At 59.2% G+C, this 20,949-nt stretch carries 17 protein-coding genes; 10 read left to right on the top strand and 7 right to left on the bottom strand.

Going from position 1 to position 20,949, the window contains the following annotated elements; translation table 11 throughout:
• Window positions 1–141: 141 nt before the first annotated feature.
• From CLU80_RS28525 to CLU80_RS28510, 3 genes are all read right to left on the bottom strand, one after another.
• Window positions 142–546 carry an acyl-CoA thioesterase gene (locus CLU80_RS28525; RefSeq protein ID WP_099759427.1) on the bottom strand — a complete coding sequence of 135 codons (405 nt, stop codon included), beginning with the start codon at window positions 544–546 and terminating at the stop codon, window positions 142–144.
• A 128-nt stretch (window positions 547–674) separates the two neighbouring features.
• Window positions 675–1,424, bottom strand: coding sequence for a hydroxypyruvate isomerase family protein (locus CLU80_RS28520; protein ID WP_099759133.1), 750 nt, complete (start codon window positions 1,422–1,424; stop codon window positions 675–677).
• A gap of 93 nt (window positions 1,425–1,517) precedes the next feature.
• Entirely contained in the window at window positions 1,518–3,083 is a 1,566-nt protein-coding gene (locus tag CLU80_RS28510) for a carbohydrate porin (RefSeq protein ID WP_099759132.1), read from the bottom strand.
• Window positions 3,084–3,251: 168 nt separating this feature from the next.
• On the opposite strand from CLU80_RS28510, the gene CLU80_RS28505 reads away from it, so the two are divergent.
• The 6 genes from CLU80_RS28505 to CLU80_RS28480 all read left to right on the top strand — a co-directional run bounded on the left by CLU80_RS28505 (window position 3,252) and on the right by CLU80_RS28480 (window position 10,089).
• A complete protein-coding gene (locus CLU80_RS28505) occupies window positions 3,252–4,526 on the top strand; it encodes an ABC transporter substrate-binding protein (RefSeq protein WP_099759131.1) in 1,275 nt (424 codons plus the stop codon).
• 21 nt (window positions 4,527–4,547) lie between these two features.
• Complete coding sequence (locus CLU80_RS28500; RefSeq protein ID WP_093432644.1) at window positions 4,548–5,510, top strand: carbohydrate ABC transporter permease; 963 nt, start codon at window positions 4,548–4,550, stop codon at window positions 5,508–5,510.
• Window positions 5,507–6,349 carry a carbohydrate ABC transporter permease gene (locus CLU80_RS28495; protein ID WP_007910217.1) on the top strand — a complete coding sequence of 281 codons (843 nt, stop codon included), beginning with the start codon at window positions 5,507–5,509 and terminating at the stop codon, window positions 6,347–6,349. Before CLU80_RS28500 ends, CLU80_RS28495 begins: the two co-directional genes overlap by 4 nt.
• A gap of 27 nt (window positions 6,350–6,376) precedes the next feature.
• Window positions 6,377–7,522, top strand: coding sequence for an ABC transporter ATP-binding protein (locus CLU80_RS28490; RefSeq protein WP_286079800.1), 1,146 nt, complete (start codon window positions 6,377–6,379; stop codon window positions 7,520–7,522).
• Window positions 7,523–7,551: 29 nt separating this feature from the next.
• The gene (locus CLU80_RS28485) at window positions 7,552–9,021 is read left to right on the top strand and encodes a glycoside hydrolase family 32 protein (RefSeq protein WP_099759129.1); all 1,470 of its coding nucleotides are present in this window, start codon (window positions 7,552–7,554) and stop codon (window positions 9,019–9,021) included.
• A 75-nt stretch (window positions 9,022–9,096) separates the two neighbouring features.
• Window positions 9,097–10,089, top strand: a complete 993-nt coding sequence (locus CLU80_RS28480; protein WP_099759128.1) for a LacI family DNA-binding transcriptional regulator — start codon at window positions 9,097–9,099, stop codon at window positions 10,087–10,089.
• 47 nt (window positions 10,090–10,136) lie between these two features.
• Here CLU80_RS28480 and CLU80_RS28475 read toward each other — a convergent pair whose 3' ends face one another.
• The 4 genes from CLU80_RS28475 to CLU80_RS28460 form a co-directional block, all read right to left on the bottom strand.
• Window positions 10,137–12,536 (bottom strand): TonB-dependent receptor, encoded by a 2,400-nt coding sequence (locus CLU80_RS28475; RefSeq protein WP_099759127.1) that lies wholly within the window; start codon window positions 12,534–12,536, stop codon window positions 10,137–10,139.
• Window positions 12,537–12,602: 66 nt separating this feature from the next.
• Window positions 12,603–13,550 carry a FecR domain-containing protein gene (locus CLU80_RS28470; RefSeq protein WP_099759126.1) on the bottom strand — a complete coding sequence of 316 codons (948 nt, stop codon included), beginning with the start codon at window positions 13,548–13,550 and terminating at the stop codon, window positions 12,603–12,605.
• Window positions 13,550–14,059, bottom strand: coding sequence for a sigma-70 family RNA polymerase sigma factor (locus tag CLU80_RS28465; RefSeq protein ID WP_093432660.1), 510 nt, complete (start codon window positions 14,057–14,059; stop codon window positions 13,550–13,552). Before CLU80_RS28465 ends, CLU80_RS28470 begins: the two co-directional genes overlap by 1 nt.
• Before the next feature lie 90 nt (window positions 14,060–14,149).
• Window positions 14,150–15,049 (bottom strand): helix-turn-helix domain-containing protein, encoded by a 900-nt coding sequence (locus CLU80_RS28460; protein ID WP_099759125.1) that lies wholly within the window; start codon window positions 15,047–15,049, stop codon window positions 14,150–14,152.
• 162 nt (window positions 15,050–15,211) lie between these two features.
• On the opposite strand from CLU80_RS28460, the gene CLU80_RS28455 reads away from it, so the two are divergent.
• The 4 genes from CLU80_RS28455 (at window position 15,212) to CLU80_RS28440 (ending at window position 20,938) form a co-directional block, all read left to right on the top strand.
• Window positions 15,212–16,570, top strand: a complete 1,359-nt coding sequence (locus tag CLU80_RS28455) for a glutamine synthetase family protein (RefSeq protein WP_099759124.1) — start codon at window positions 15,212–15,214, stop codon at window positions 16,568–16,570.
• A gap of 157 nt (window positions 16,571–16,727) precedes the next feature.
• A complete protein-coding gene (locus CLU80_RS28450; protein ID WP_099759123.1) occupies window positions 16,728–17,816 on the top strand; it encodes a polyamine ABC transporter substrate-binding protein in 1,089 nt (362 codons plus the stop codon).
• A complete protein-coding gene (locus tag CLU80_RS28445) occupies window positions 17,813–19,114 on the top strand; it encodes an NAD(P)/FAD-dependent oxidoreductase (protein WP_099759122.1) in 1,302 nt (433 codons plus the stop codon). Before CLU80_RS28450 ends, CLU80_RS28445 begins: the two co-directional genes overlap by 4 nt.
• Window positions 19,115–19,282: 168 nt before the next feature.
• A complete protein-coding gene (locus CLU80_RS28440) occupies window positions 19,283–20,938 on the top strand; it encodes a PqiB family protein (RefSeq protein ID WP_099759121.1) in 1,656 nt (551 codons plus the stop codon).
• The last annotated feature ends 11 nt before the right edge of the window (window positions 20,939–20,949 follow it).

Genomic DNA, 20,949 nt, shown 5'->3' with positions numbered 1-20,949 from the left:
AGGTGGAATGACCGCTATTGGCCGATTGCTGCCGGTCACCAAGGCCGCAATCGCCCATAGCTGCCGGTGAGGAACGGTAGATTTTGACCACAACCGGACACTCGACAGCCCCCCGAACGTTTGTTGAGTCCGTCTGATCGTCTATGAAAGAAGCGCTCGCAACGGAGCTGGAATGGGTACAACTTCTTTACTGTCCGGTGAGACACATACGTGTGTGACATTCGCGGTAAATGCCAGCACGTCTTCGCCTATAAACCCCTCAACCAAAAAAGTAAAAGAGTGCTCGCCCAACCTGGCCACGCCAACTTTAATAGTCATTTCGTCATCCCACGTCACCGGAGCCAGCAACTCGATCGACATCGCACGCACCGGCGGCAATATATTAAAACTCATCACCGCTCTAAGCCCCGGCCCCCCTACCCATCTGTCGAGTGCTACACCAATGGCCTCTACAGCAAAATATGAGAATCGCGGGGTGTAAACCACCCCTGCCGGATCACAATCTCCGAACAAAATAGTTCGACTTACAAAAACCGCATCAGGCATTAAATCCCCCCTACCCGCCAGCGTCAGGCCGATGTCGATGAGTTCTTCTCGCTCGGCCATCAAGGGCTTCTGCCTTTGATGGCGGCGATTTTGTCCACATCAGCGACTCAAAGATGTTTGTCTAGCACCTAAGCACTCAGCTGCTTGATCCAGTCAAGACTCGCAACGGTAGAGCCAGAAGGACGGTACTCACAGCCAATCCATCCGGCGTAGCCGCGCTGCTCCAGCGCCGCGAACAAGGCAGCAAAGTCGATATTCCCCGTTCCCGGCTCGTGACGCCCCGGGCAATCGGCAATTTGCACATGCACGGTTCTGTCATAAAACCGCGCCAGCACATCCGCTGCGTCTCCAGTCAAAAGCTGGGCATGGTAAAGATCAAGAATCAGTCCGACACTCGGGAACGTCTCGAGTACCTGCTGCGCCTTGTTGAAGTCGGACATGTAATAGCCGGGCATCGCCTCTGCGCTGATCACTTCGATAAGCGGCCGCAGCCCCTGATCTTCCAAGTACTTCACCGCATATTCCAGGTTGCCCGCGTAGGTTCGCTCAGCGTCATTCTGCGTGGTAACGCCCGACATGATGTGGACATCCGTACACGCCAAGGTCTTTGCGTAGCGGGCGGCCTGGAGCAACCCGTCACGAAACTCCTCTCCCCTGCCCTGTAACGCGGCGATGCCTTTGGTCACGCCAGCCGGGGCGGCGAACTGAATCAACGGCAAACTGAATTGGGCTAGATGGTCGGCAAGCAGACTGGCGTCGAATTCATACGGTGACGGGAACTCAACAGCCCGGAAACCGGCGGCTGCGGCGGCTTCGATGCGTTGCAGAAAAGGCAATTCATTGAATTGGAAACCGAGATGAGCATTGAACTTGAGCATTGGGTAATCATCCATCCTGGGAAGAAACGACATCATTAGCCTGGAGCATCCTTTGCCGCTCCAGCACTGCACTATCGCAAGTGCGTTCAACGATTAAAACCAGGTTTCCATCTGGATACCGTATTGCCACACCCCTCCCGCCTGGAAGTCGGACATGCCAAAGGAGTCATTAGTACTGAACCGGTCCAGATCCGAAGACCAGTTCATGTAGCTGGCGAACACTCGCAACTCCGGACGCGTGAGTAGATCGCCGACGTCGAGTTTGAATGTCGGGGCGACAGTGAATTTCCAGAAGTTACCATCGACCGCATTGCGTTGTAGATAGCCCTTGGGGTCGAGGTTCATGGTTTGCCAGCTCATTTCGTAGGCCATTTCGAAGTTGCTGTTGATTTTGTTGGCCAATCGCACGTTGAGGGTCAGCCAGCGGTAGTCGTCACCTTTAACGTATCTATCCTTGCTCTGTTCGGCCAGCAAGCTGGGCCCGATGCGCCAGTCAGAGGTCAGCGGGGTCTCACCGTAAAGCGCCAGACGCAGCGCGCGGGCGTCGTCGATCAGTTCACCGTCTGAGCCAACGTTCTTGACCTCTGCCCCCAGGCCTTGTCCATAGAGCAGCGCCGTTTTGAAGAACCCTTCTCTGCCGAAAAAGGTTTTCTGGTGATTGGCCAGCATGCTGTGCAAACCGCTATCCGCAGGCGTCAAACCGGCCTTGTTGGTGTGGGTGCCGAAATCGTTTTTCTTGGCGCCGATGGCGTTGTACATCCACTGCCACTGGCCATCCTCGAAGAACTGGTTGGAGGTCAGGATGTAGCTTTCCACATCGGCATTGATACCGCCCTGACTGAAATCCCCGTAGCTACGCCCAATCAACGAGTAATTCGAGCGCCAATGCTTGTTCATCTGCACATCGTAAATTCCACCGCCGGTGCCGGCGAGGTAAACGACGTCGGAGTCCAGCCAGTGGATATCGAAATTATCTCTATCGAAGCGCTTGCCTGCCCACAGCGTAGCGTTCTCGAAGACTGAATTGCCTTTGAATGCAGCGACATGGTCGAGCGTGGCGAACACTTGGCGCACGTTCAGTTTGCTTTCGTCGGCCGTCCAGTCATTGGAGCTTTCCACACCGTCGGCGATGGAGACGGTGAATTTGGAACGGGTACCGTTTTGCGCATAGACCTCTTTCGACAGGTCGATACGCATGTAGGTGTCGTCCTCGTTACCGAGTCGCCCGACTGCCCCGCCCACCGAACCGGCCGGCGTTGTATAAGGGCCGCCACGCCCGCCACCCAGCCCCTCGTCAACCAGCAATCCGGAGCGCGCATAGCCGTTGAAGCTGAACCCATCGGTGAGGTTCGCGGTACTGCCCTCCTTCTCCAGGCTTTGCTGACGGGCTTCGAGTTTTGCCAGTCGGGTGTCCAGAGCAGGTGCCGAAATGGCTGTTGCGTTAGAGGCGACGGGTTGCAAGGGCGGCGGCGCGCGTTTGACCTGCTGCAATTCCCGGGCAAGTGCCTGGGTCTGCTGTTCGGCCGTGGCTGCACGCTTTTCCGCTGCGCTGGCACGCGCCTCAAGTGCTGCCATGCGCTCTTCCAGTGTCGCGGCCTGAGCGGTCGCTGCGGATGTGCCGAGCACACCTGCCAGTAGCCAGCCTGTTGCTTTGTGCATATGAAATCCCTGTTTTGTTTTTATTGTTGGTTGACGCAAACGGCCGTTTTTTACGTGCGTTGCGAGTTGTCGCAATCGACGAAAAAAAGGATGCCTCATCGCAAATACGCTGCTACATTTGGCGATGTTAACGTTAACTTTTCTAAAAACAAAAATAAAGGACGCTCGATGAAACAGCTGAAATCGCTCCTGCCCGTTGCATTGATCACCCTGTCTGCCGCACTGCCATCCGTGTCGAACGCAACCGATCTGACGATCTCTTGCGGTGCCGTGGGTGCGGAGTTGCAACTGTGCAAAGAGGCCGTCGAGACATGGTCGAAACAGACCGGCAACAACGTCGAGGTGGTCTCCACGCCTAACTCGGCAACCGAGAGGTTGTCGTTCTACCAGCAGATCCTCAGTGCGCAGTCCACCGACATCGACATTATTCAAATCGACATGGTGTGGCCGGGGATGCTGGCAAAACACCTGCTGGATCTGCGGGAGGTGCTTCCCGCGAACGCGACCCAAGGCTACTTCCAGGCCCAGGTCGATAACGCCACGGTCAACGACCGGCTGGTGACGATGCCGTGGTTCACCGACTCAGGGCTGCTGTATTACCGCAAGGACTTGCTTGAGAAATACAACAAACAGGTTCCTCAAACGTGGGAGGAAATGACCGCTACCGCCAGGGATGTGCAACAGGCTGAACGCAACGCCGGGAACGCCAATGCCTGGGGTTACATCTTTCAGGGACGTGCCTACGAGGGGCTGACGTGCAATGCGCTGGAGTGGATCAGCAGCCAGCCGCAAGGCGGCCTGATCAATCAACGCGGCGACATCGTGGTCAACAGTCAGGCCTCAAGAGCGGCGTTAACGCTGGCGAAAAGTTGGGTCGGCGACATCTCCCCGCGTGGCGTGCTCAATTACACCGAGGAAGAAGGACGTGGCGTATTCCAGTCGGGCAATGCGCTATTCATGCGTAACTGGCCTTATGTCTGGGCCCTGGTGCAAAGCCAGGACAGTGCCGTAAAGGACAAGGTCGGCGTCGCTCCCCTGCCCCGCGGCGGCGAGACCGGCGAGCATGCCTCCACCCTTGGTGGCTGGGGCCTGGCGGTATCGCGTTACAGCGCTCATCCCAAACTTGCCGCAGAACTGGTGAGCTACCTGACGAGTGCCCAAGAGCAAAAACATCGCGCTCTGACAGGCGGCTATAACCCGGTGATCGAGTCGCTGTATCAAGATCCCGAGTTGCTCGCGGCCATGCCTTATTACGCTCAGCTACACAGCATTCTCAACGCTGGGGTCATGCGCCCCGCCGCCATCACCGCCGATCGTTATCCACGGGTTTCCAATGCCTTCTTCGATCGGGTGCATGGCGTGCTGGCGGGCGAGTTGCCCGTGGATCAGGCACTGGCCGAACTGGAAAGTGAACTCACGCGTATCAAACGCCGGAACTGGTAAGCCACAAGGAAGGAAATCACCATGTCTGTCTCTACGACCCATGCCCCCTTTGACGAGCTTCTGCTCACGAGGGAAACGCCTGTACAACGGCGCCGGGTGCGCGCTGCCTGGCTGTTTCTGACGCCAATGCTGGTCTGCCTGGCCCTGGTGGCCGCGTGGCCGCTGCTGCGCACATTCTGGTTCAGCCTGACCGACGCCAGCCTGGCAGACACCGGTGGCGCAACCTTCATAGGCTTGAGCAATTATCTGTTGTTCAGCGATTCCGGCTGGTCGGGCATCCTCGTCGATCCACAGTGGTGGAATGCGGTGCGCAACACGTTGTATTTCACGGTGGTCTCGGTGGGACTGGAGGTCGTGCTGGGGTTGTTGGTGGCGTTGCTGCTGAACATCAAGTTCACCGGCCGTTCTCTGGTGCGGGCGTTGATTCTGATTCCGTGGGCGATTCCGACGATTGTCTCGGCGAAGATCTGGTCATGGATGCTTAACGACCAGTTCGGCATCATCAATCATCTGATGCTCAGCCTCGGCCTGATTGATGCTCCCCTGGCCTGGACGGCAGATGCCGACCTGTCGATGTGGGCGGTGATCATCGTTGATGTCTGGAAGACCGTGCCTTTCGTCACGCTGCTAATGCTGGCGGCCTTGCAGATGTTGCCGAGCGATTGCTACGAAGCGGCCAGGGTCGATGGCATTCATCCGCTGAAAGTGTTCTGGCGCGTCACCCTGCCACTGTTGATGCCTGCACTGCTGGTGGCGGCGATCTTCCGCATCCTCGACTCCCTGCGGGTATTCGACGTCATCTATGTGCTGACCTCGAATTCGTCGAGCACCATGAGCATGTCGGTGTATGCCCGTCAGCACCTGGTGGAGTTCCAGGACGTCGGTTACGGCAGCGCGGCGTCGACGCTGTTGTTTCTCGTGGTCGCGGTGATCGCCATGCTTTATCTCTACCTCGGACGCCGTCAACTGGAGGTCCGCGCATGAGCCCGCGCCTACTGAAAAAAGCGCTGTTGCGCCTCGGATTCTGGTGCCTGATCGGGGTGTTGCTGCTGTATGCGGTTTTCCCGTTCTACTACGCCATCGTGACATCGCTGAAGCCCTCCAGCGCCTTGTTCGAGGTGAGCTACTGGATCGAAAATCCTGACTTTTCCAATTACGCGGCGGTCCTCCACCAGGCCTCATTCCTGCGAGCAATCGGTAATTCGCTGGTGGTTGCGCTGTGCGTGGTCACATTGGCGCTGTTCCTCAGCCTGACCGCTGCCTATGCCTTGGGCCGGGTCAAATTCCGTGGGCGTGGCACGGTGTTGATGATGGTCCTTGGCGTGTCGATGTTTCCCCAGGTCGCGGTGCTGTCGGGACTGTTCGAAGTGATCCGCGCCCTGGGCCTGTACAACACGTCGTGGGCGTTGATCCTCAGCTACACGATTTTCACCCTGCCCTTCACCGTCTGGGTACTGACCACCTTTATGGGCCAACTGCCCCATGAACTGGAGGAAGCGGCAATCATGGATGGTGCGTCGCCCTGGGTGACGCTGACCCGCGTGCTGTTGCCGCTGCTCTGGCCAGCCCTGGTCACCACTGGCTTGTTGGCCTTCATCGCCGCGTGGAACGAGTTTCTGTTTGCCCTGACGTTCACCCTCACCGACAGCCAACGCACGGTGCCGGTGGCCATTGCCTTGATTTCCGGCGGCAGCCCCCATGAGTTGCCTTGGGGCTTGTTGATGGCCGCGTCGGTGTTGGTCACCGTCCCACTGGTGATTCTGGTGCTGATCTTCCAGCGCCGAATCGTTTCCGGCCTCACTGCCGGCGCGTTAAAGGGTTGATGCCCAATAAAGACAAGGAACCGTATCGTGATGAAATTGAAACTGGACAACGTCAACAAACAATTGGGCGGCGCGCGGATTCTTCGCGACATCAACCTGGAGATCGCTGCGGGTGAATTCGTGGTGTTCGTCGGCCCTTCGGGCTGCGGAAAGTCGACGCTGCTGCGGCTGATCGCCGGACTGGATTCGATCTGCGCCGGTGACCTGCTGATCGACGGGCGCCGGGTCAACGACCTCGAACCGCGCGAACGTGGCGTCGGCATGGTGTTTCAGTCCTATGCGCTGTACCCACACATGAGCGTCTACGACAACATCAGTTTTGGTCTCAAACTGGCCAAAACTGAAAAGAGCAGCTTGCGCGAGCGGGTACTGAAAACTGCGCAAATCCTGCAATTGGACAAACTGCTGCAACGCAAGCCAAAAGAGTTGTCTGGAGGGCAGCGTCAGCGTGTAGCCATGGGCAGAGCCATGGCGCGGGAACCGGACATTTTGTTGTTCGATGAGCCGCTGTCCAACCTGGATGCGTCCTTGCGGGTGCAGATGCGCAACGAAATCGCCCGGCTGCATGCGCGTCTGCGCTCAACCATGATCTACGTCACCCACGATCAGGTTGAAGCGATGACCCTGGCCGACAAAATTGTTGTGCTCAATGGCGGCCACGTCGAGCAGGTCGGCTCACCGCGCGAACTCTACGAGCGCCCTGCCAGCCGCTTTGTCGCCGGTTTTCTCGGTTCGCCGAGAATGAATTTCCTGCCGGCCCGCCTGCATGCGCCGGGCGAAACCAGCCTGGTTGATACTCCGGTTTTGGGGATGACCACCCTGCCCTTCGACAGCTCGAACCTGGCAGCAGATGCCTCGCTGAGCCTGGGCGTTCGCCCGGAACACCTGTCAATCAAAGCGGCGCAGGGCACGGCTGGCATCGTCGTGACCGGGGTCGAATACCTGGGCAGTGAAACCTATGTGCACCTGGATACCGGGCAGGACGAGCCATTGATCTGTCGTTGTGAAGTCAACGCCGGATGGCAGGCAGGCGATCGGGTCGAACTGCAGCCGGACATCGACAAGATCCACCTGTTTGACACCGACGGCTTGGCATTGAAGCGCCACCCGAAAGTCATTGAATCCATGGCGGATGACCTCTCTCTACGCTCAATCCGAGCACACGCCCTATGACCTTGTCTTTGAATACCCCGAGCGACCCCATGTCTTCGACCCTTGACCTTGCGCAGCGCGCACTGGCTGACAGCCAGTCTCGCGTCATTGAGGATTATCGACCCGGTTACCATATTGCCCCGCCGGCAGGCTGGATGAACGACCCGAACGGGGTTGTGTACTTCCGTGGCGAGTATCACGTGTTCTATCAGCATCATCCCTTCGACGCGAAATGGGGGCCGATGTATTGGGGCCATGCCAAGAGTGCCGATCTGGTGCACTGGCAGCACCTGCCCATTGCGCTGGCACCCGGCGATGAGTGCGACCGCGACGGCTGTTTTTCCGGTAGCGCCGTGGTCTGTGGCGATACTCTGGCCCTGATCTATACCGGGCACACCTGGCTGGGCGAAGTGGGTGACGAACGCTTGATCCGTCAAGTGCAGTGCCTGGCAACCAGTACCGATGGCATCCGCTTCGTCAAGCATGGCGCGGTGATCAACAGCGCGCCGCAAGACGCCATCATGCATTTCCGCGACCCCAAGGTCTGGCAGGAAGATGGCTATTGGTACCTGATTGCCGGCGCACGTCTGGGCGACAGACCGCTACTGCCGCTGTACCGGTCCACGGATCTGCGCGTCTGGGAATTCCTCGACTATGTGTCCGGCGGCAGCGAGGGCGATGGCTATATGTGGGAATGCCCGGACCTGTTTCGCCTGAATGGACGCGATGTGCTGCTGTACTCTCCGCAAGGCATGCAAGCCGACGGTTATGACCGGCTCAACAAATACCAGACCGGTTATCGAGTGGGCCAGCTCGACAACCAGTGGCACTTCACCGGCGGGCCTTTTATCGAGCTGGATAACGGCCACGATTTCTATGCAGCGCAAACGCTGTTGGCCGCCGATGGTCGGCGCCTCGTATGGGCATGGCTGGACATGTGGGAAAGCCCGATGCCGAGCCAGGCCCATCACTGGTGCGGCATGCTCGGATTGCCCCGCGAACTTGAACTGCGCGCCGATCGCCTTCGCGTGTATCCGGCACGCGAGCTCAGCGCGCTGCGAATGGCGCCATTGCCGGGTACGCCTTGGTGGGGAGATTCGGGAACTCGCTGGGTACCGCAAGTAAACGGCGACATGCTCGAAATCCATGTGCATCTGGATCTGCTCGGCTGCACTGACGGCCACCTGGGAGTCGCTTTGCGTTGCAGCGACGATGGCCGTGAAGAAACCCTGCTCTATTACGATGCATCACTGCAGCGTCTGGTGCTTGATCGCAGCCGCTCGGATGCGCAAGTCACAGGCCAGCGCAGCGTGGCGATAGACCCGACACAAGAGCGCCTGGAACTGCGCGTGTTTCTTGATCGCTCATCCATCGAGGTATTCGACGAAAACGGCCGCTTCAGCCTCAGCAGTCGCCTCTATCCGCGTTCCGACAGTCTGGGCGTGAAGCTGGTGGCCAGCGGGAGTGGCGGGCGCGTCTCGATTGCCAAGGCATGGCCTCTGGGTTCGGGATGGTCATGAGCGGCGTCATTCGGGTCGCGAGAAGCCCGGGCCCTGTGTCATGATTCTGCGTCAACCTGACCGGCCGCACTTCGCATGACTTCAGTGAAAGACGTTGCACAGCTGGCCGGCGTGTCCCTGATGACGGTGTCTCGAGCGCTCAATAGTCCGGAAAAACTGAGCCCCGAAACCCTTCTACGGGTGCGTCGAGCCATTGATGAACTGCAATTCGTACCCAGCCTGTCAGCGCGCAAGATGCGCGGTGACAACCTCCAGTCGCGAACCATCGGTGTGTTCGCGCTGGACACTGCGACCACGCCCTTCGCGGTCGAGCTGCTGCTGTCCATTGAGCAGACCGCGCAACAGGCCGGTTGGAATGTCTTTATCCTCAACCTGCTAAGCAACCCGCCCACCGACCAGAACATCGATCTGATGCTGTCGCACCGTCCGGACGGCTTGATCGTCAGCGCCATGGGGTTTCGCCAGGTCAGCATTCCCGAGCGCTTGAAGAGCAAGCCTCTGGTGCTCGCCAATTGTCTGGCAGATGACAGCGACCTGGTCAGCTATGTGCCCGACGACGAAATGGGCCAGTATCGCGCCGTACACCACGCGTTGAGCCTCGGTTACAAGCGTCCGCTGTGTATCAATCTGCCGAAACAGAGTCTGGCATGGGGGCTGCGGCAGAAAGGCCTGCAGCGTGCCTGTCAGGCATTCGGACTGGCGCCTGACACGCTCCTGCAATACGACCTTTCCGATCATGATGCCTATGGTGAAACAGCCGCTATCCTCGACCGGCATGTCATTGATGGTCGTCCCAAATTCGATATTTTGATCTGTGGCAACGACCGCATTGCCTTTTGTGCCTATCAGTTGTTGTTGGGGCGTGGCCTGAAAATTCCCGACGATGTCGCCGTCCTCGGCTACGACAACATGATCGGCATTGCCGAGTTGTTCATCCCGCCGCTGACCACCGTGCAACTGCCGTACTACGACATTGGGCGCCAGGCTGCACGGCATCTGATCGAGAACCTGGAGCTTTCGGGAACCCAGCGAGTTGACTGTCCATTGGTGGTCAGGACATCACTGTAAGAGTGGGTCAGCTCGCTGAGAGCACGCTTTTGATTTACCGAGTGGAATCAGAAATCCACCGTCGCTGAAAGCAGATAAGTTCTCGGTGTCGACAACGTCAACCCCGGTTCACTGTCATCCGAAGCGCCTGCCGAACTCCAGTAGCGTTTATCCAGCACGTTCTCGACGTTGGCGCGCAGGGTGATGGTTTTCTCATCGACCTTGAAGGCGTACCGCGTACCCACGTCAAAGCGCTCCCAGGAGTCGATTTCCTTGTTGTTCGACTGATCCAGATACTGCGAGCTGGAATAAATGCCGCGCCCGCTCAACGTCAGGCCCTGCACCGTCGGCACGTCCCACTCGGCGCCGAGATTGACGTTGTATTTCGGCGTGGCCGGCGCGCGATTGCCGTCGAACGTGCCGTTGGTGGTGTGGGTCAGCTCGCTGTCGATGTACATCACGCCGCCGAGCAACCGAAGGCCTTTGAGCGGTTCGCCAAACATGCTCAGCTCCACGCCGTTGTTCTGTCGTTTGCCGTTCGGGCCGAAGACCCGGGTCGTGGCGTTGGTTTCATAGGCGGGTTGCTTGATCCTGAATACTGCTGCCGTTAAAGCATACGAACCGGCGTCGTACTTGGCACCGATCTCGACCTGACGGCTGATAAACGGCGGGAAGATTTCGTCTTCGTTCACTGACGTTGACGGCGCGATCTTGCCCTGGCTCAGGCCTTCCATGTAGTTGGCGTAGAGCGACAGCTTGTCAGTCGCCTTGAACAGAATGCCGCCCGAGGGCGAAACCTTTTCCTCGTCGTAAGCCGTGTCGCCTTTGACGTCATCGCTCCAGTCATCGACTTTCACTCGTTGCCAGCGGGCGCCGAGGGTCAGCAGCAATCGATCATCGAAAAAGCCCAAGGTGTCGGATAACGCCACGCCGCTGAAGCGGTTTTCCGTGTAGACCTTGGCGTCATAGCGCGTCGGCGTGCCGGGTTTCGCGGTTTGCACCGGGTCGTACAGGTTGCTGCGACCGGCCGCGTAACGCGCGCCGCCGTTCTCGAAATCCATATAAAAGTAGCTGGCCGCCAGATTGACTTCATGGCTCACCGGCCCGGTATGGAACCAGTTGCGCACGCCGGCGGTGGCGGTACGGACATTCTCGTCGCGGGTGAAGTCGCGCGGCAGTACGCTGAAATCGCCGGCATCGTTGGTGACGGAAACGGCGTGGCGCAAGAAGTCATGATTACTTTTGCGCGCGCCGACGCCGCCGTACAGCATCACCGAATCATTGACGTCGAACTCGGCGTTGAACGTGCCGAAGGTGTCCTCGGTTTTCGCCTGAGTCCACGGTTGCGCGTAGTTGCGATGCACCTTGTTCGCGCTCGGAACCTTGGCATTGGCCGCGACCTGCACGCGCTCCTGCGGCGCGTCGGTATCGCGTTCGGTGTGGCCGATATCGGTCGAAAGTCGCAAGCGCTCACCGCGAAAATCCAGGCCGAGCACGGCCATGTCGCGGTCGACACTTTGATGATCCCACTCGGTATCACCGGACTGCTTGACGCCGTTGAAACGCAAGCCGAACTGATTGTCCTCACCGAACCGCCGGCCGACATCCACCGCGCCGCCAACCTGATTGTTCGACGCATAGTTGGCCGTCAGCGAGGTGATCGGTTTGTCGGTGGCACGCTTGGGCACCACGTTGATGCCCCCGCCCACGCTACCCCGTGGCGAGATGCCGTTTATGAGTTGGCTCGGGCCTTTGAGAATGTCGACGCGATCGGCCATTTCCATGTCGATCGTGTAAGTCGGCAAAACACCGTAGAGGCCGTTATAGGCCACGTCGCTGTTGAACAGACTGAAACCACGGATGGTGAATTGCTCGTAACGGCCACCGGCCGGGTTGGTCGCGCGCACCGACGGGTCGCTGGCGATCAGATCGCCCAGCGTACGGGCCTGTTGGTTTTTCACCGTCTCGCTGGTGTAGGTGGTCATGCTGAACGGGGTTTCCATGAAGTCTTTCGACCCCAGCAAACCCTGCGAGCCGCGCCGCGCAACCTGGCCTCCGGCAAAGACATCAGCGCCTGTCGAATAGCTCGCACCGAGGATCGAAGTCGGCGCCAGTTGCAGGCTGCCGGCCTCCGCTGCGGGCACCAGGGTGTAAGCGTGCTCACCCAGCGGTTGCAGTTGCAAACCAGAGCCGAGCAACAACCGGGTGAACCCCTCCTCCACGCCAAATTCGCCGGACAAACCATTACTGTTGCGCCCGCTGACCAGCGCCGGATCCACCGACAGATTGACTCCGGCCAACCCGGCAAACCGCGTCAACGCCGCACTCAGGCTGCCGGCCGGTACCTGATAACTGCGCCGGGCGTCTTCGGCCCAACTGGTCTGGATCAACACGGGGCTGGCACTCAGGCTCAGCAAAAGGCTCAACTGCAACAACGGACGCAAACGACTTGGGAATACTGCGGGCATTGGAAGACGCTCTCGATTTGTTCACTTGCCTGGAATGACCAGCGAGGCGAAAAAAAGGGACAGGCTTCAGACGAATTTTTTTCGCGGCGTCAGCGTTACCCAGAAACGCGTGCGCGAATGCACCTCCAACGGCAGGCTCGCCGCCAGCAGGGCCAGCACTTTATCGGTGTCGTCGAGGCGGAAACTGCCGGTGACACGTAGACGCTCAAGTGCCGGCTCCCAGCGCAGAAGCCCCGAGCGATAACGGCTCAACTCGCGAAGAAAGTCCCCCAGCGGCTGGTTTTGCGCCATCAACACACCGTCACGCCAGCCCGGCATTTTTGCGTCGAACAGCGCGACCGGCCCGGCGCCGGAAGCGTGCAGATTGACCTGTTGCCCGGCGCTCAACCAAAGTGCCGGCCCGCGCAACGGCTGCAATTGCACCGAGCCGCTGACCACCGACACGTTGCAGTCACGCTGGTTGAGGCGCACGCAGATTTCGCTGCGGCTGACAACGATCCGACCGTACGGCGCGTTGACCGTCAACGCCTTGCTACCCGGAACGTTGAGCGCCATTTCGCCGCGCACCAACGTCAATTGACGGCTGGCCAGATCGACGTTCACCGCACTGGCGGTGTTCAGTTGCAAGGTGCTGCCGTCGGCCAGCCGTGTTCGCGTGTGCTCTCCGGTGGAAGTCTGCAAATCCGCGCGCCAGACGTCGAGCGGCAACTGGCGACTGATCAGCCACGCCGCAGGCACCAAAGCCGCCAGCCCCAGCACCCTTTTCAATGCTGCCCGCCGCGCCAGATCCGGGCGATCGAGTGTGGCCATGGCCAATTCTGCTGGCAGACTGGAAAAGCGCTGACGCAACGATTGAAGCTTCTGCCAGGCGTTTTCATGGCGGTTATCGCTGTCGCGCCAGTGCTTCAGTCGCACGTGATCGGCTTCACTGGCCTCGCCGGATTCGAGCAATGCCAACCACTGTGCGGCGGCACGGGCTACTTCACGCGCTTCGGTGCTGGGCGCGACACGCATCATAGATCCAACATCAAACAATGCTCGTAAGCCTGCGCCATATAACGTTTTATTGTGCGTTCTGAGACCTGCAAGCGCTCGGCGATTTCGCGGTAACCCAGACCTTCAAGCTGACTCCACAGAAACGCCCGGCGCACAGCTCGGGGCAAACCATCGAGCAGTTCATCCAGCGCTTGCAGGGTTTCCAGCAGCAGCCAACGTTGTTCGGGCGACGGCACGCATTCTTCGGGCAATTGCGCGAGGGCTTCGAGGTAGGCTTTTTCCAGGCTACGGCGGGTGTAGAAGTTGCTCAGCAGGCGTTTGCCCACGGTCAGCAAATACGCGCGCGGTTCACGCATGTCGGCAATCGGCTGAGCGCTGCACAGCACGCGCAAGAACGTGTCCTGGCTCAGGTCCGCCGCATCCCAGGCATTGCCCATGCGCCGGCGCAGCCAGGTTTCCAGCCAGCCTCGGTGATCGCGATACAGTTCGTGCAGGTGCTGCGGCGATGGCGTCGCTGCTTCAGTCATCTCAAGAGTCCTGCGCGAAGTCAGTTTCAAATGAGAGTGATTCTATTTAACTTCGGCGCCGAGACAAAGCCTTTTTAACCGCGACGGCATTCATGAGCGCTTCAAGGTCTCGCTCGGCAACTCCTTGAACAACGCCCGGTAACTGCTGGAAAACCTTCCCAAATGCCAGAACGACCAGTGCATCGCCACCTCGGCCACGGTGGTCTCCGTTGGCCGGCGCTTGAGCAATTCGCGGTGTGCACTGTTCAACCGGCGCAGGCGCAGCCAGTGACTCGGGGTCATCCCGGTGTAGGCCTTGAATGCCTGCTGCAATTGGCGCAACGGCACGCCTGCCACGTGTGACAGCTCAAGCAGATTGACGGTGTCTTCCGGCGAATCCGCCGCCCACTCCCCCACCCGTTTCATGATCATCCGCTCTTCGCTACGCCGCTGTAATCCGCCGCGATCGAGGCTGGTGTGAGCGTTGTCGAGGATGAACAGGCAGTCTTCAAGTAGCTGCTGCGTCAGCGACTCTTTATCAAGCAGATCAATAGTTTGCGACAACTTCGTGAGAGTTGAGCTTAACCAGCGACTGAACAAAGCGTTCTGTCCGCAATTGAGTTGCGTCATGAACAACCCTTCGAGTTTCGCCACATTCAGACCGTGCTGACGGACAAACTCCGGACCGAACACCACGGCGATTTCCTGGTAGTTCTCCGGGGTGATCCAGATGTTGCGGCTCTCTTCATTGAGCAGATACAGCGCGTTGTCGCTGCGATCGAAACAGAACGCCAAAGCACCCGATGGCGCGCTGAAGTTCTGCTCGACGCGGGTGTTCATCTGCTCTTCGTAGACCTCGACACCCTGCAGATCCAGATAGCGGATCTGCCCGGCGAAATGGCCCGGCGACATCTGTTGGTAATGCTGGACCCAGCCCGGTGTGGCGCGGACTTGCTCGGCCACATCGGCGGTGTTGAACGCTTGAACCTGGAGCGAATTGCACGTTGTCATGGGGTGACCTTGCGCACTCTTTTGGTGCGCTTTGGTGCTGCTTAAAGTGGATAGATGGAACTGCAAGGCTCGCCCAAGATAGTCGTCAACGCGCCACAGGGGAAGGGGCGGAAGATGAAACCCGCCCTCCCCGGCGTCTATAAAACCAATAACGAGGTCTTTATGAATGCCCCTTTCGATCAGCTGTTCACGTGGCTGAAAGATCACAAGATTACCGAAGTCGAATGTGTGGTCAGCGACCTGACCGGCATTGCCCGCGGCAAGATCGCACCGACCAACAAGTTCCTGCATGAGCGAGGCATGCGCCTGCCGGAAAGTGTGCTGCTGCAAACGGTAACCGGGGATTTTGTCGACGACGACATCTACTACGACCTGCTCGATCCTGCCGATATCGACATGGTCTGCAAGCCAGTGGCTGACGCGGTCTACGTGATTCCATGGGCGATCGAGCCGACCGCCATCGTCATCCACGACACCTTCGACAAGTTCGGCAACCCGATCGAACTGTCGCCGCGCAACGTGTTGAAGAAAGTCTTGCAGCTGTACACCGACAAAGGCTGGAAGCCGATTGTGGCGCCGGAAATGGAGTTCTACCTGACCCAACGCTGCGAAGACCCGGACTTGCCACTGAAGGCACCGCTCGGCCGCTCGGGCCGTGCTGAAAGCGGTCGTCAGTCGTTCTCCATCGACGCCGCCAACGAATTCGATCCGTTATTCGAAGACGTCTACGACTGGTGCGAACTGCAAGGCCTGGACCTCGACACGCTGATCCACGAAGACGGCCCGGCGCAGATGGAAATCAACTTCCGTCATGGCGACGCACTGGATCTGGCCGACCAGATCACCGTGTTCAAGCGCACCATGCGTGAGGCCGCACTCAAGCACAACGTTGCGGCGACCTTCATGGCCAAGCCGATCGGCGACGAGCCGGGCAGCGCCATGCACATTCACCAGAGCGTGGTAGACATTGCCACGGGCAAACCGATCTTTGCTAACGCTGACGGGCAGATGAGCGAACTGTTTCTGCACTACATCGGCGGTTTGCAGAAATACATCCCGAAAGTGCTGCCGATGTTCGCGCCGAACGTCAACTCGTTCCGCCGCTTCCTGCCGGACACCTCGGCGCCGGTCAACGTCGAATGGGGCGAAGAAAACCGCACCGTCGGCCTGCGTGTGCCAACCTCCAGCCCGGAAGCCATGCGCGTAGAAAACCGTCTGCCGGGCGCCGATGCCAACCCGTACCTGGCAATCGCCGCGAGCCTGCTCTGCGGTTACATCGGCATGGTTGAAGGCATCGAACCGAGCGCTGCGGTCCATGGCCGTGCTTACGAGCGCCGCAACCTGCGCCTGCCGATCACCATCGAGGAAGCGCTGACGCAAATGGAAGAGTGCGAGACCGTTGCGCAGTACCTGGGCGACAAGTTTGTCCGTGGCTACGTCGCGGTGAAACGTGCCGAGCATGAAAACTTCAAGCGCGTGATCAGTTCGTGGGAGCGTGAGTTCCTGATGCTCAGCGTCTGAGCAAAGCCAAAAGATCCCCTGTGTCGATCGTTCCCACGCTCTGCTTGGGAATGCAGCCCGGGACGCTCCGCGTCCCATCCAAAGCCGAACGCGGAGCGTCCGTTGAGGCATTCCCACGCAGAGCGTGGGAACGATCATTATAAGAAGAGGTGTCGAAATGCGTCTGTTGAAATCCGTACTCCCGGTTGCCCTGAGCGTGCTGTTTAGCGCTGTAGCTCACGCCCAGCCGACGGTCAGCGTCTACAACTGGACCGATTACATCGGCGAAACCACCCTCGCCGACTTCCAGAGCAAATCCGGGATCAAGGTGATCTACGACGTTTTCGACTCCAACGAAACCCTCGAAGGCAAACTCCTCGCCGGTCGCACCGGATATGACGTGGTAGTGCCGTCCAACCATTTCCTTGCGCGTCAGGTGAAGGCTGGCGCGTTCCTCAAACTCGACCGTGCGCAACTGCCGAACTTCAAGAACCTCGACCCGAAACTGCTCGAGCTGTTGGAGAAAAACGACCCGGGCAACCAGCATTCGGTGCCGTACCTGTGGGGCACCAATGGCATCGGCTACAACGTCGACAAGGTCAAGCAAGTGCTGGGCATCGACCACATCGATTCCTGGGCCGTGCTGTTCGAACCCGAGAACCTGAAAAAACTCACCCAGTGCGGCGTGTCGATGATGGACTCCGCCGACGAAGTCTTCCCGGCGATGCTCAATTACATGGGCCTGGACCCGCGCAGCGAAAACCCGGAAGACTATAAAAAGGCTGAAGCGAAACTGCTCAGCATCCGTCCGTACATCACCTATTTCCATTCCTCGAAATACGTGTCGGATCTGGCCAACGGTGACATCTGCGTGGCCTTCGGTTACTCCGGCGACGTATTCCAGGCCGCCAACCGCGCCAAGGAAGCCAAGAACGGCGTGAACATCGCTTACGCCATTCCGAAGGAAGGCGCCAACCTCTGGTTTGATCTGTTGGCCATCCCCGCCGATGCGAGCAACACCAAAGAAGCCCACGCCTTCATCAATTACCTGCTCGATCCGCAAGTGATCGCCAAAGTCAGCGCTTCGGTGGGTTACGCCAACCCGAACCCGGCCGCCAAGCAATATATGGATCAGGCGCTGGTCAACAATCCTGAGGTGTATCCGCCTCAAGAAGTCCTCGACAAGCTCTACATCTCTACCACCCCGCCTCAAGCGATCATGCGTCTGATGACTCGGTCCTGGAGCAAAGTGAAGTCGAACAAATGAATCAGTACACCCAGGAACACGCTCGCTCCTACTACGCTGCTTCGGCGCGGGCGACCACACTTTATCCGGTATTGGACGCTGACCTGACCGCCGATGTCTGCGTGATCGGCGGCGGGTTCACCGGGGTCAACACCGCCATCGAGCTGGCTCAGCGCGGATTGTCGGTGGTGTTGATCGAAGCCCGGCGCATCGGCTGGGGCGCCAGCGGGCGCAACGGCGGTCAGTTGATTCGCGGGATCGGTCATGAAGTTGAAGGCTTCGCCAAATATGTCGGCCAGGAAGGCGTGCGTTATTTGCAGCGCGCCGGCATTGATTCGGTGGAACTGGTGCGTCAGCGCATCGGCGACAACGGCATCGAATGTGATCTGCGCTGGGGCTTCTGCGATCTGGCCAATACCCCGGCGCAGTTCGCTGCCTTCAAGGATGAGCTGGTCGACCTCGCCGAACTCGGTTATGCCCACGAAACCCGTCTGATCGGCCCGGAGCAGATCCGCCAGCAAGTGGTGAATTCCGACATCTATGCCGGCGGACTGGTCGACATGGGTTCCGGGCACCTGCACCCGCTGGATCTGGTGCAGGGCGAAGCGCGACTGGCGGCGTCACTCGGCGTGCGAATTTTCGAGCAGAGTGAAGTGCTGGAAATCATCCACGGCCCGACCGTTCAGGTGCGTTGCGCCAAGGGCTCAGTGCGTGCCGGCAGTCTGGTGCTCGGCTGCAACGCGCATCTGGACGACCTCGAACAACAACTCAGTGGCAAAGTCCTGCCCGCCGGCAGTTACATCATCGCCACTGAACCGTTGTCCGAAGAACGCGCCGCGCAACTGATCCCGCACAATCTGGCGGTGTGCGACCAGAAAGTCGGCCTCGATTACTACCGGATCTCGGCGGACCGGCGCCTGCTGTTCGGCGGTGCCTGCCACTATTCCGGGCGTGATCCGGCGGACATCGCCGCTTACATGCGCCCGAAGATGCTCAAGGTCTTCCCGCAACTGGCCGACGTGCGCATCGATTACCAGTGGGGCGGGAAGATTGGCATCACCGCCAACCGCTTTCCGCAGGTCGGCCGGCTCAAACAGCACCCGAACGTGTTCTACGCGCAGGGTTATTCCGGCCATGGCCTGAACGTCACGCACTGGTGCGCGAAACTGCTCGGCGAGGCGATTCATGCCGGTCACAGCCAAGGCATGGACGTGTTCAGCGGCGTGCCGCACATGACCTTCCCCGGAGGCCCGGCCTTGCGTTCGCCACTGCTGGCACTGGGGATGTTCTGGTATCGCCTGCGGGAAATGCTCGGCTGACAGCACAAACCGCGCTGACACGATCTGAGCGTTCCCACGCTCTGCGTGGGAACGATCATCAAGCGCAGGTGAGCTATACACATTTGCTCTATCGCCAAGCACTTCTATATTGATGAGGTGCTTTGGCGTTCCTGACGCTCAGTGCCCAATCAATCGAGGAGGACATGGATGAAGTCGTCAGCCACCGACGAGCCGCGAGCACCAGGCCAAGCCCCAGTCAAAACCCGCCGTTTCAGCATTTCACTCGTCTGGATCGTGCCGATTGTGGCGGTGCTCGTGGGCATCTCGCTGGTGGTGCACAACGTGATGCAGGAAGGGCCGACGATCATCGTCAACTTCAAGACCGGCAGCGGCCTGACGGCCAACAAGACCGAGGTCAAATACCGCAACGTGGTCATCGGTCAGGTGACAGACGTCGAGTTGAGTAACGACCAGAAAAGTGTCGACGCCACCATCAAACTGTCCAAACAGGCGGAAACCTTCACGCGCGAAGACTCACAGTTCTGGGTGGTTCGCCCGCGCATTGGCGCCGGTGGCGTTTCGGGTATCGACACCCTGCTTTCCGGTGACTACATCGGTGCCGACATCGGTCAGGCCGACAACCGCGCCAAACACTTCAAAGGCCTGGAAAATCCGCCGCCGATCACCTACGGCGAACCCGGCAAGCGCTTCATGCTGCATGCGCCGGACCTCGGTTCACTGGACATCGGTTCTCCGGTTTATTACCGCAAGATTCCGGTCGGTCAGGTCGTCACCTACGCCCTCAATCCCGAAGGCAAAGGGGTGGACATCGAGGTGTTCATTCACGCGCCGAACGACGCGTTCGTCACTGAAAATACCCGCTTCTGGAATGCCAGCGGCATCGACATCAATGTCGGTGCCAACGGCTTTGCCGTGAAGACCGAATCGCTGTCGACGATGCTGGTGGGCGGTATTGCGTTCCGCGCTCCGGATTACAGTCCCAACGATGTGGCCGCCGCTGACGACAAGGATTTCGAACTGTTCGCCGACCAGCAGAGTGCCCTCGCGCCGCCGAACGGCAAGGCGCAATACATGGTGCTGCGATTCGACCAGTCGCTGCGCGGACTCAAGGTCGATGCGCCGGTCGAGTTCCTCGGTATGGAAATCGGCCGGGTCGTGGGCATCAACCTGGATTTCGATGCGAAAAAACGCACTTTCCCGCTTAATGTCGGCATCGTCATTTACCCGCAGCGCCTCGGTCAGGCCTACAAAAAGATGCTCACCGAATTCAGGCACGACCCCAACGACGAAGCCGCCGGCATCCGCTTGCTGGGCACCTTCGTCGATAATGGCCTGCGTGCCCAGGCCCGCAGTGGCAACCTGCTGACCGGCCAGTTGTACGTGGCACTGGACTTCTTTCCGAAAGCGGAGAAAGTCGCGTTCGATCCAAGCGCTCGCCCGGTCGTTCTACCGACCGTTCCGGGCAGCCTCGAACAGTTGCAGGAAAAACTCGAAGCGATGGTCGACAAGCTCAACAAACTGCCGGTTGAACGGATTGCCGGTAACCTCGACAGCAATCTGGTCGAGCTGCGCAAAGGCCTGAGCCAGTTCAACGCCAAGACCCTGCCGGGTGTGCAGAGCACTCTCGCCGACGTTAGCAAGACCTTGCAGTCCGCCAGTTCGACCCTGGCCGAAGATTCGCCACAACGCGAGAAACTCACGGAAACCCTCGACGAACTCGGGCGCATGTCGCGCTCGCTGCGTGAGCTGTCGGATTACCTGGGCCGACATCCGGAATCGCTGATTCGCGGTCGTCCCGATAACGCCGCGCCGCTGGATCTGAAAGGGCCACCACGCAATTGAGCACAGGAGCT

Origin of the sequence: Pseudomonas sp. 29 (assembly GCF_002754355.1) — a bacterium.
GTDB classification, from domain to species: domain Bacteria; phylum Pseudomonadota; class Gammaproteobacteria; order Pseudomonadales; family Pseudomonadaceae; genus Aquipseudomonas; species Aquipseudomonas neuropathica.
Note: the sequence above shows the minus strand (reverse complement) of the source record. Positions and strands in the feature narration are given on the sequence as shown.

Excerpts from the sequence above, each read along its gene's own strand:
- CLU80_RS28525 (WP_099759427.1), bottom strand. The coding sequence starts at position 546 with ATGCCTGATGCGGTTTTTGTAAGTCGAACTATTTTGTTCGGAGATTGT.
- CLU80_RS28520 (WP_099759133.1), bottom strand. The coding sequence starts at position 1,424 with ATGCTCAAGTTCAATGCTCATCTCGGTTTCCAATTCAATGAATTGCCT.
- CLU80_RS28510 (WP_099759132.1), bottom strand. The coding sequence starts at position 3,083 with ATGCACAAAGCAACAGGCTGGCTACTGGCAGGTGTGCTCGGCACATCC.
- CLU80_RS28505 (WP_099759131.1), top strand. The coding sequence starts at position 3,252 with ATGAAACAGCTGAAATCGCTCCTGCCCGTTGCATTGATCACCCTGTCT.
- CLU80_RS28500 (WP_093432644.1), top strand. The coding sequence starts at position 4,548 with ATGTCTGTCTCTACGACCCATGCCCCCTTTGACGAGCTTCTGCTCACG.
- CLU80_RS28495 (WP_007910217.1), top strand. The coding sequence starts at position 5,507 with ATGAGCCCGCGCCTACTGAAAAAAGCGCTGTTGCGCCTCGGATTCTGG.
- CLU80_RS28485 (WP_099759129.1), top strand. The coding sequence starts at position 7,552 with ATGTCTTCGACCCTTGACCTTGCGCAGCGCGCACTGGCTGACAGCCAG.
- CLU80_RS28480 (WP_099759128.1), top strand. The coding sequence starts at position 9,097 with ATGACTTCAGTGAAAGACGTTGCACAGCTGGCCGGCGTGTCCCTGATG.
- CLU80_RS28475 (WP_099759127.1), bottom strand. The coding sequence starts at position 12,536 with ATGCCCGCAGTATTCCCAAGTCGTTTGCGTCCGTTGTTGCAGTTGAGC.
- CLU80_RS28470 (WP_099759126.1), bottom strand. The coding sequence starts at position 13,550 with ATGCGTGTCGCGCCCAGCACCGAAGCGCGTGAAGTAGCCCGTGCCGCC.
- CLU80_RS28465 (WP_093432660.1), bottom strand. The coding sequence starts at position 14,059 with ATGACTGAAGCAGCGACGCCATCGCCGCAGCACCTGCACGAACTGTAT.
- CLU80_RS28460 (WP_099759125.1), bottom strand. The coding sequence starts at position 15,049 with ATGACAACGTGCAATTCGCTCCAGGTTCAAGCGTTCAACACCGCCGAT.
- CLU80_RS28455 (WP_099759124.1), top strand. The coding sequence starts at position 15,212 with ATGAATGCCCCTTTCGATCAGCTGTTCACGTGGCTGAAAGATCACAAG.
- CLU80_RS28450 (WP_099759123.1), top strand. The coding sequence starts at position 16,728 with ATGCGTCTGTTGAAATCCGTACTCCCGGTTGCCCTGAGCGTGCTGTTT.
- CLU80_RS28445 (WP_099759122.1), top strand. The coding sequence starts at position 17,813 with ATGAATCAGTACACCCAGGAACACGCTCGCTCCTACTACGCTGCTTCG.
- CLU80_RS28440 (WP_099759121.1), top strand. The coding sequence starts at position 19,283 with ATGAAGTCGTCAGCCACCGACGAGCCGCGAGCACCAGGCCAAGCCCCA.